Source organism: Micromonospora pisi, assembly GCF_003633685.1.
GTDB classification, from domain to species: domain Bacteria; phylum Actinomycetota; class Actinomycetes; order Mycobacteriales; family Micromonosporaceae; genus Micromonospora_G; species Micromonospora_G pisi.
Genome location: NZ_RBKT01000001.1, coordinates 7,277,452 through 7,288,289 on the forward strand (window position 1 = coordinate 7,277,452; position 10,838 = coordinate 7,288,289).

Sequence of the window (10,838 nt, forward strand, 5' to 3'; positions counted from 1 at the left end):
AAGCGCTGATGGACACATCCACCGAGGAGATCGTTGCCGCGTTGCGCGATTCCGTGAAGGAGGTGCACCGGCTGAAACAGCAGAACCAACGGTTGACCGGTGCCGCCAACGAGCCGATCGCGATCGTGGGCATGGCCTGCGCGCTGCCCGGCGGCGTCGACAGCCCGGAGGCGCTGTGGGATCTCGTGATCCAGGAGCGCGACGCGGTCGGACCCTTTCCCGGCGACCGGGGCTGGGATATCGGCGCGCTGTACCACCCCGACCCGGATCACCCCGGCACGACGTACGCGAGGGAGGGCGGTTTCCTCGATCGCGCCGGTGACTTCGACGCCGAGCTCTTCGGAATCTCGCCGCGTGAGGCACTGGCCATGGATCCGCAGCAGCGGCTCCTGCTGGAGACGTCGTGGCAGGCACTGGAGCGGGCCCGGATCAACCCGTACTCCCTCCACGGCACCGACACGGGCGTCTTCGCCGGACTCGGCGCGGCCGGATACGCGGCCCGACTCGACGCGGTGCCGGACGACGTCGGCGGTTATCTCGGCAACGGCACCTCGATCAGCGTCGCGTCGGGCCGGATTTCGTACACCCTCGGGCTGGAGGGGCCCGCGGTCACGGTCGACACCGCGTGTTCGTCGTCGTTGGTGGCGGTGCACCTCGCGGTGCGGTCATTGAGGCACGGCGAGTGTTCTCTCGCGCTCGCCGGCGGCGTGAGCGTGATGTCCAATCCCGGAGCGTTCGTCGACTTCAGCAGGCAGCGGGGACTGGCCGCCGACGGCCGGTGCAAGGCGTTCTCGGCCTCGGCCGACGGTACCGGTTGGGCCGAAGGCGCGGGCGTGCTCGTACTCGAACGGCTGTCGGAGGCGAGGCGACACGGCCGAGAGGTGCTCGCGGTGATCCGGGGCTCGGCGATCAACCAGGACGGTGCGAGCAGCGGTCTCACCGCTCCCAGCGGCCCGGCCCAGCAGCGGGTCATCCGGCAGGCACTGGCCGCAGCCGGCCTGTCGTCGGCTGACGTCGACGCGGTCGAGGGGCACGGTACCGGCACCAGGCTGGGCGACCCGATCGAAGCACAGGCGTTGCTGGCCACGTACGGGAAGGACCGCCCGGCCGACCGCCCCCTGTTGCTCGGATCGCTGAAATCCAACATCGGACACACCCAGACGGCAGCCGGGGCGGCGGGTGTGATCAAGATGGTGCTGGCGCTGCGGCACGGGCTCCTGCCCCGGACCCTGCATGTCGACACGCCGACCCCTGAGGTCGACTGGTCGGCCGGTGCGGTGCGGCTGCTGACCGAGACGCGGGCATGGCCCGTGCTCGGCCGGCCCCGGCGTGCCGGCGTTTCGTCCTTCGGCGCGAGCGGCACCAACGCGCACATCATCCTCGAAGAGGCGGAGACGGCCGGATCCAACGCCGTGCGGCCGGTGCCGGTCGGTCCCGACGACGTGCCTCCCGAGCCGGCCGGACCGGTGCTCTGGCCGCTGTCGGCCAGGTCGGAGCAGGCCCTGCTGGGGCAGGCGAGCCGCCTCCGTGACCACCTCGCGGCGGACAGCTCGGTCAGGCCGGTCGACGTCGGCTGGTCCCTTGCCCACAGCCGGGCGAGCCTGGACCACCGAGCTGTCGTGGTGGGGGACGAGCCGGCGCAACTCCTCGCCGCCCTGGACGAACTCGCCATCCGGGGCGTGACTGGCACCGGCGGCCGGCTGGCCTTCCTCTTCACCGGACAGGGCGCTCAGCGGCCGGGGATGGGACTTGGCCTCGTTGATCGGTACCCCGCCTTCGCCGAGGCGTTCGACCGGGTGTGTGTCGAGCTCGACCGGTGGGTGGACCAGCCGGTCAGACAGACCATCATGGGTGACCCGGATCGGCTCGGTGGCACGGGTTCGGCCCAGCCCGCGCTGCTGGCCCTCGAGATCGCCCTGTTCCGGTTGGCCGAGTCGTGGGGCCTGCGGCCGGACTACCTCGCCGGGCACTCCGTCGGTGAACTCGCCGCCGCGCACGTGGCCGGCGTGCTGTCGCTGCCCGACGTGAGCCGGCTGGTGGCAGCCCGGGGCGCGCTGATGCAGGCACTGCCGGAGGGCGGGGCGATGGCGGCGGTGCAGGCCACCGAGGACGAGGTGGGCGAGCTGCTGGCGACCCTGCCGGGCGGCGCGGAGCAGGTCGGTGTGGCGGCCGTCAACGGACCCCGGTCCGTGGTCGTGTCCGGTGACGCGACCGGGGTGGCCGAGGTGACGGCGCATTTCACCGCCATCGGACGCAGGACCCGCAGGCTGCGGGTCTCGCACGCCTTCCACTCACCGCTCATGGATCCGATGCTCGCCGGGTACCGGGAGGTGGTCGAGCAGGTGACGTTCCATCCACCACGTCTCCCGATCGTGTCCACCCTGACCGGTCGGCTCGCCGGCGACGAGCTGTGCACACCGGAGTACTGGGTCCGGCACGCGCGGGAGCCGGTTCGCTTCGCCGAGGCGGTGGACGTGCTCCTACGTTCCCGGGTACGAACGTTTGTCGAGCTGGGCCCGGACGCCGTACTCGCGCCGATGGTCGCCGAGTGCCTTGGCGGGGTCGACGACGTCCACGTCGTTCCGACGCTCCGGGCCGGCCGAGCCGACGAGCACCAGGTGCTCACCGCGCTGGGAGAGCTCTACGTACGGGGCCGTGACCTGGACTGGAGCGCTCTGTACGCGACGCGGGGCGCGCGACTGGTCGACCTGCCCACATACGCGTTCCAACGAGATCGCTACTGGTTGAGCAACCCCGCTGGGGCGGTCAACGAGATCGACTCGGTCGGCCTGAATGTGGTGGGCCACCCCTTGCTGGGAGCGGCGCTGGAACTCGTCGACGGTGACGGCGTGCTGTTCACGTCCCGGCTCTCGGCCCGGTCGCAGCCATGGATCACCGAGCACGTGGTGCTGGGGGCGGTACTCGTACCCGGCAGCGGCCTGGTGGAGCTCGCGCTGCGCGCCGGTGACGAGGCGGGATGTCCGCACCTTGAGGAACTCACGCTCGGTAACCCCCTGGTCCTGCCCGAGGAGGGTGCGATCGACCTGCGGGTCTGGATCGGCCCTGGCGACGAGAACGGGCGGCGTCCGCTGACGGTGCACAGCCGGCAGGCGGGCGCGGCTCCCGATACGACGTGGACCGCGAACGCCACCGGCACCCTTTCCGCCGAGCAGCCGTTGCCGCCCCGACTTCCCGCTCCGCCCAACTGGCCCCCGGCGGGCGCGACGCCGATCGCGATCGACAACCTCTACGACCGATTCGCCGAACTCGGCTTCTCCTACGGTCCGTTGTTCACCGGAGTGCGCGCGGCGTGGCGGCACGGTGACGAGGTGTACGCGGACGTCGCCCTGTCGATCGACACCGACGCCGACGCCGACCGGTTCAATCTGCATCCGGCACTTCTCGACGCGGCCCTGCCTCAGGCACTGGCGCTCGGCACCTGGGTCGACGACGGCGACGAACAGGGCCGACTGCCGTTCTCCTGGACTGACGTGCACCTCTACCGGACCGGGGCCACCGCCCTGCGGGTACGGCTGGCCCGGACGGACGCCGGCGGCATCTCGCTGGCCGCGGTCGATCCCGACGGTGAGCCGGTCGTATCGGTCGGTTCGCTCGTGCTGCGCCCCGTGTCGGCCGCGCAACTCGGCAGCACTGCCGGACGCGACGAGTCGCTGCTGTACCAGGACTGGGTACGGATGACAGATCATCCGACCCCCGCCGGACCCACCGTCGTGCTGGGCACGAACCCGTACGACCTTCCCGTCACGGCCGCTGTCGTGGATCTGGCCGCTCTCGCCGACCAGGCGACCGGTGATCCGGGCGGGCTGACCGCACTGCTCTGCGTTGGCGCGGCAGCCGGTTCGGACGTCTCAGCGGCGGCGCGGCAGACGACGATGGAGGTCCTCCGTACGCTGCGGGACTTCCTGGCCGACGAGCGGCTCGCGCCGGTGCGGCTCGCCATCGTGACCCGGGGCGCGGTGATGGTCGGCGACGGCCCGCTCGACCTGGCGCTGGCACCGGTGTGGGGCCTGCTGCGGTCGGCCCAGGCGGAACATCCGGAAAGGTTCGTGCTGGTCGACCTGGATCCCGTCGACGGACTGTCGAAGCCGGCGTTCCTCGCGGCGCTCGCCGGGCACGAGAACGAGATGGTGATTCGCGGCGAGCACCTGTACGTGCCCCGCCTCGCCCGGATCTCCGCCGGCCCGACCCTGGTTCCGCCACCGACGCCGCATTGGCGCCTCGACGTGACGACCAGGGGAACGATCGAAAACCTGGCCCTGCTGGCTCACCCGTCGGCGGCACGGTCGCTCGAACCGGGCGAGGTGCGGATCGCCGTACGCGCGGCGGGACTGAACTTCCGTGACGTACTGATCGCGCTCGGAATGTATCCCGGTGACGCGGAGATGGGTGGTGAGGGTGCCGGGACGGTCGTCGAGGTGGGGCCCGGGGTGACCGGGCTGGCACCGGGAGACGCCGTGCTCGGGTTGCTCTCCGCGGGATTCGGACCGCTGGCCGTGGCGGACCACCGGACGCTTGTCCGGATCCCCGACGGGTGGTCGTACGAGCGGGCCGCCGCCGTGCCGATCGCGTTCCTGACCGCCGCGTACGGCCTGCTGGACCTGGCCGGGTTGGCCAGTGGCGCGTCCATCCTGGTGCACGCCGGTACGGGCGGGGTCGGCATGGCCGCGGTCCGCCTGGCCCGGCACCTGGGAGCGGAGGTGTACGCCACCGCGAGCCCCGCCAAGTGGGACGTGCTGCGTGAGCTGGGCCTGGATGACGCGCACATCTCGTCGTCCCGGGACACCGAGTTCACGGCGAAGTTCCGCGCCACCTCAGCGGGGCGGGGTGTCGACGTCGTACTGAACTCCCTCGCCGGCGAGTTCGTGGACGCGTCACTGCGTGTGCTCGCCCCCGGCGGCCGGTTCATCGAGATGGGCAAGTCGGACGTGCGTCAGCCCGAGCGTGTGGCGCAGGACCATCCCGGCGTCACGTACCGGGCGTTCGATCTGATGGAGGCCGGTCCCGACCGGCTGGGCGAGCTCCTGACGGCGATGCTGGACCTGTTCGAGCGGGGCGCCGTCGAGACGCTGCCGGTGACCGGTTGGGACGTACGCCGGGCGGGGGCAGCCTTCCGGCACGTCAGCCAGGCCCGACACGTGGGCAAGGTGGTACTCACCATGCCGCGCGCGCTGGACCCGGCGCGGGCCGTACTGGTGACCGGCGCGACCGGTGGCCTCGGCCGCCTGGTGTCCCGGCATCTCGTCGTCGAGCACGGCGTGACCGACCTGCTGCTGGTCAGCCGCACCGGTCCGCGAGCGGAGCACGCGGACGACCTGGTGGCCGAACTGACCGCGCTCGGTGCCCGGGTCACGCTGCTCGCCTGCGACGTCGCGGACCGGACGGCGCTCGCCGAGCTGCTCGACGGCCGGCGGTTGACCGCCGTCGTGCACCTTGCCGGCGTGGTCGACGACGGGGTGGTCTCCTCGCTGACGGCGGAGCAGGTGGCCCGTGTGTTCGCCGCGAAGGTGGACGCGGCCTGGAACCTGCACGAGCTGACCAGGGACATGGACCTCTCCGCGTTCGTGCTCTTCTCCTCCGCGGCCGGGCTCTTCGGCGGCGCCGGGCAGGGCAACTACGCGGCGGCGAACGTCTTCCTCGACGCGCTGGCCCAGTGGCGTCGGGCGCGGCAGCTTCCCGCCATCTCGCTCGCGTGGGGTCTGTGGGCGGAGCCGGGTGGTATGGCCGCGAGGTTGAGCGGCACGGATCGGTCGCGGGTCGCACAGGGCGGCGTGCTGGCGCTTGACTCGGCCGAGGGACTGGAACTGCTCGACACGGCGCTCCGCGTCGACCAGGCGGTGGTGGCTCCACTGCGGCTCGACCTGACGACCATGGCTCGGCGGGCGGAGGTTCCCGCGTTGCTGTCGGGTCTGGTCCGCACCCGTACCGGTCGCGGCGTCCGGGCCAAGGGCGGACGCGGCGCCGAGGCGCCGCTCGCCGCCCGCTTGGCGGCCGTGCCGAGCGACGAGCGGGAGCGTTTCCTGCTTGATCTGGTACGTGATCAAGCGGCCGCCGTGCTCGGGCACGCCTCGACCGATGCGGTGTCCGCCAGGCGTGCTTTCAAGGACCTCGGATTCGACTCGTTGACAGCCATCGAGTTACGCAACCGGATCAACTCCGTCACCGGCCTGCGCCTACCGGCGACCCTCATCTTCGATCATCCGACGCCCGCTGCGCTGGCCGAGCACGTGTACGCCGGACTCGCCGGCACCGCGACCGCGCCGGTCGCCGTGATGCCGGGCCCGATCGTGAACGGCGACGACCCGATCGCGATCGTCGCGATGGGGTGCCGGTTCCCGGGCGGGGTGCGGACCCCCGAGGATCTGTGGGCGCTGCTGGCCACGGGCACGGACGCGGTGGTGGACTTCCCCACGGACCGGGGCTGGAACCTGGACGCCCTGTACGACCCGGACCCCGAGACGCCGGGTACGACGTACGTGCGCTCCGGTGGTTTCATTCGCGATGTCGCCGATTTCGATCCGGGCCCGTTCGGGATTGGTCCTCGTGAGGCGCTCGCCATGGATCCCCAGCAGCGGCTGTTGCTCGAAGCGTCGTGGGAGGTGCTCGAGCGGGCCGGCATCGACCCGCACTCCCTGCGAGGTAGCCGCACCGGCGTGTTCGTCGGAACCAGTGGCCAGGATTACGCCGGGTTGTTCGGCGCGACCGGACAGGACGCCGATGGGCACCTTGTCACCGGTAACGCCGCCAGTGTGCTGTCAGGTCGGGTCGCATACACCTTCGGCTTGGAGGGGCCTGCGATCACCGTCGACACGGCGTGCTCGTCCTCGCTGGTGGCGCTGCATCTCGGGGCGCAGGCGCTCCGTCAGGACGAATGTTCCCTCGCGCTCGTCGGCGGGGTGACGATCATGTCGAGTCCGACGGCCTTCCTCGACTTCAGCAGGCAGCGGGGCTTGGCCGCGGACGGCCGGTGCAAGGCGTTCTCCGCGGCGGCCGACGGCACCGGCTGGGGTGAGGGCCTGGGCCTGCTGCTGTTGGAGCGGTTGTCGGACGCGCGTCGGCAGGGCCATCCGGTACTCGCGCTCGTTCGCGGCTCAGCCGTGAACCAGGACGGGGCCTCGAACGGCCTGACCGCGCCGAACGGCCCGTCCCAGCAGCGCGTCATCCGGCAGGCGCTGTCGTCGGCCGGACTGTCACCGGCGGACGTGGACGCGGTCGAGGCGCACGGCACCGGTACGAGGTTGGGCGACCCGATCGAGGCACAGGCGCTGCTGGCCACCTACGGCCAGGACCGGCCGGCCGATCGTCCGCTCCTGTTGGGCTCGCTGAAGTCCAACCTTGGCCACACTCAGGCCGCCGCCGGTGCCGCAGGGGTGATCAAAATGGTGTTGGCGATGACCAACGGCGTGCTGCCCATGACGCTGCACGTGGACACCCCGACGCCCGAGGTGGACTGGTCGGCCGGCGGGGTGCGGTTGTTGACCGGACGGCACGACTGGCCGGAGACCGGGCGACCGCGCCGGGCCGGGGTGTCGTCGTTCGGTATCAGCGGCACGAACGCCCATGTGATCCTCGAACAGGCCGATCCGTCGCCACCACCATCGGCGTCCGCCTGGCCCGGCCCGGCCCTGTGGCCGCTGTCCGGACACTCCGACTCGGTCGTGCGGGCGCAGGCCGAGCGGCTGGCCCGGGGCGTCGCGGCGGACCCGATGGTACGACCGGCGGACATCGGTCGGGCGCTCGCGACGACGCGGCCGGCGCTGCCGCATCGCGCTGTCGTGATCGGTGAGGGGCGGGACGAGCTGCTGGCCGGTCTCGCCTCACCGTCGGTGCGAGGAGTCGTACGTACCGGTGGGCGGCTGGCGATGGTGTTCACCGGCCAGGGCGCGCAGCGGCTGGGTATGGGAGCCGACCTCTACCGGCGCTTCCCCAGGTTCGCGGAAGCCTTCGACGCGGTGTGCGCCGAACTCGACCCGCTGCTGGACCGGCCACTGCGGGAGGTCGTCCACGGCGGCGAAACGGTCGACCAGTCCACTGCACTGGACGAGACCGGCTACACCCAGCCCGCGCTCTTCGCGGTCGAGGTCGCCCTGTTCCGGCTCGTCGAGTCGTGGGGTGTCCGCCCGGACGTGGTGGCCGGGCATTCCGTGGGCGAGCTGGTCGCGGCGTACGCGGCCGGAATGCTCTCCCTGCCTGACGCCTGTCGGCTGGTCGCCGCGCGGGGCCGGTTGATGCAGTCACTGCCGTCGGGTGGCGCGATGGTGGCGGTACAGGCGGCCGAGCACGAGGTACTGCAGGCTGTGGCCGATCACCCGGAGCGGATGTCGATCGCCGCGGTGAACGGTCCGGCAGCGGTGGTGCTCTCGGGCGAGGACAGGATCGTCGGCGAAGCCGCCGAGAAGCTGGCCGCGCAGGGACACAAGGTCCGCCGGTTGCGGGTGTCGCACGCCTTCCACTCGCCGCTGATGGAGCCGATGCTCGCACAGTTCCGGTCGGTCGCCGAGGGGGTGGTCTTCGAACCGCCACGGATCCCCCTCGTGCTCAGCGATCCCGGGGCGGATCCGGCAACGGCCGACTACTGGGTACGACAGGTGCGGCAGCCGGTCCGGTTCGCCGATGTGGTGGCCGAATTGGAGGCCCGTGGCGTCGACACGTTCGTCGAGGTCGGGCCGGACGCGGTCCTGTCGGCGATGGTGGAGGACTGCCTGGCCGGCCGGGACGAGCAGTCGGCGATCCCGCTGCTGCGTCGGGACCGCCCCGAGGTGGTGCAGGTGCTGACCGCAGTGGCCGAGCTGTTCGTACGTGGCCGGGAGCTGGACTGGGAGGCGTTGTACGACGGTGCCCGGTCGACCGGCGTCCAGTTGCCGACGTACCCGTTCGAGCGACGGCGGTACTGGCCGACGGCGGTGACCGACGACGCCCGGCGGGACACGGTCCCTCCACGGTCGCTGCGACACCGGGTGGTCTGGAAGCCGGTGCCGACCCCGGCCACCACCCGCCTGGCGGGGACCTGGCTGGTGGCGGTACCCGCCGAGGCCGCGGGTGCCGCACAGGTCAAGGCGGTGACAAGCGCTCTCACCGCGCGGGGCGCGCACGTCGTACGGGTGGAACTCGGCGCGGTGGGCGGCGACCGGGGCGAGTACGCCGAGCGACTCCGCGCGCTGGAGGTCGAGCCGCTCGGTGTTCTGTCGCTGCTCGCCCTCGCCGGCGAGGCCGGTGCACAAGCCACCGTCGCGCTGGTCCAGGCGCTCACGGATGCGGGGATCGACGCCTCCGTCTGGTGCGCGACGACCGGGGCGAGCGGACCGGAACAGGCCCTGGTCCAAGGTCTGGGCAGGGTGATCCGTCTCGAGTACCCGGACCGTTGGGGTGGCCTGATCGAGCTGCCCGAGGTGCTCGACGAGTCCACGTCGCGCTGGTTGTGCGACGTGCTCGCCGACCCGGGGGGAGAAACGGATCTGGCGATCCGGCCGGGCGGCGTCCTCGCCCGTCGGCTGGTACGGGCACCGGTCGACACCGCACCGACCCCGATCGCCTGGCGACCGGCCGGCACGGTGTTGATCACCGGAGGTACCGGGGCGCTCGGCGCGCACCTCGCCCGTGATCTCGCCCGTGCCGGCACCGAGCACCTGGTGTTGACCAACCGTAGCGGTCGCGGGGCCGCCGGCGTCGCCGCACTGGAGGCCGAGCTGATCTCGTACGGCGCGCGGGTGACGGTGACAGCGTGCGACGTGACTGATCGGGGCGCGGTACTGCGGCTGGTGGAAGGAATCACCAGCGAGGGTCGGTTGGCTGCGGTGGTACACGCCGCCGGTGTGCTCGACGACTGCGTCATCGACTCCCTCACCGAACAGAGACTCGACCGGGTGTTGCGGCCAAAGGTGCTGGGAGCGCGACACCTCGACGAGGCGACCCGCGAGCTGGAGCTCGAAGCGTTCGTCCTGTTCTCCTCGCTCAGCGCCACGCTCGGTAGCGCCGGCCAGGCGAACTACGTGGCGGCGAACGCCTACCTCGACGCGCTGGCCGAGCGGCGCCGCGCCGATGGCCTGATCGCCACGTCCGTGGCATGGGGCCCGTGGGCGGGGGGCGGCATGGCAATGGCCGACAAGGTACGTGGCCAGTCCCGACAGGGCGGGGTGTCACCGATGACACCGGATCTGGCACTCGCGGCACTGCGTCAGGCAATCGGAGAGGACGACACGCACGTGGTGATCGCCGACGTCGACTGGCAGCGGCTGCTCGCCGTACACCCGGATCCTCTGCTGGACGAGCTGGTCCAGACGGCCGAATCCCACGTCGAGCCGCAGCCAACCGATGACGAGCCAGCGCGGCTTCGCGACCGGTTGGCGACCGCTCCTCAGGCCCAGCGTCACCGAATCCTTGCCGGCCTGGTCCGGGTGCACGCCGCGCAGGTCCTCGGCCACCCGAACGTACAGACAGTCGATCTGGGCCAAGGTTTCCTGGAAATGGGCTTCGACTCACTCGGCGCGGTCAAGCTGCGCAACCGGCTGAACCGGGTGACCGGTCTCCGGCTGCCCAGCAGCACCCTGTTCGACCATCCGACCCCCTCGGCGTTGGCCGAGCATCTCGTCGCCGAGTTGGCGCCGGATTCGGCCACCACGGTGCTGGCCGAACTCGACCGACTCGAGGCGGCCCTGGCACAGGTGGACATGACAGCCCCGGCCTATCCGGTGATCAGCGGACGGCTGGCGGCCCTGGCGTCGGCCTGGAACCGGCGGTCGCCGGGCGAACGTCACGAGGAACTCGACACCGCGTCGCTCGACGAGGTCATGAATGTCATCGAGAACGAACTCGGCTTGTGA

The 10,838-nt window shown here is 71.6% G+C and carries 1 protein-coding gene; it reads left to right on the top strand.

The window, feature by feature from the left end:
* Nucleotides 1-8: 8 nt before the first annotated feature.
* Nucleotides 9-10,838 (top strand): type I polyketide synthase, encoded by a 10,830-nt coding sequence (locus BDK92_RS40555; protein ID WP_121160002.1) that lies wholly within the window; start codon nucleotides 9-11, stop codon nucleotides 10,836-10,838.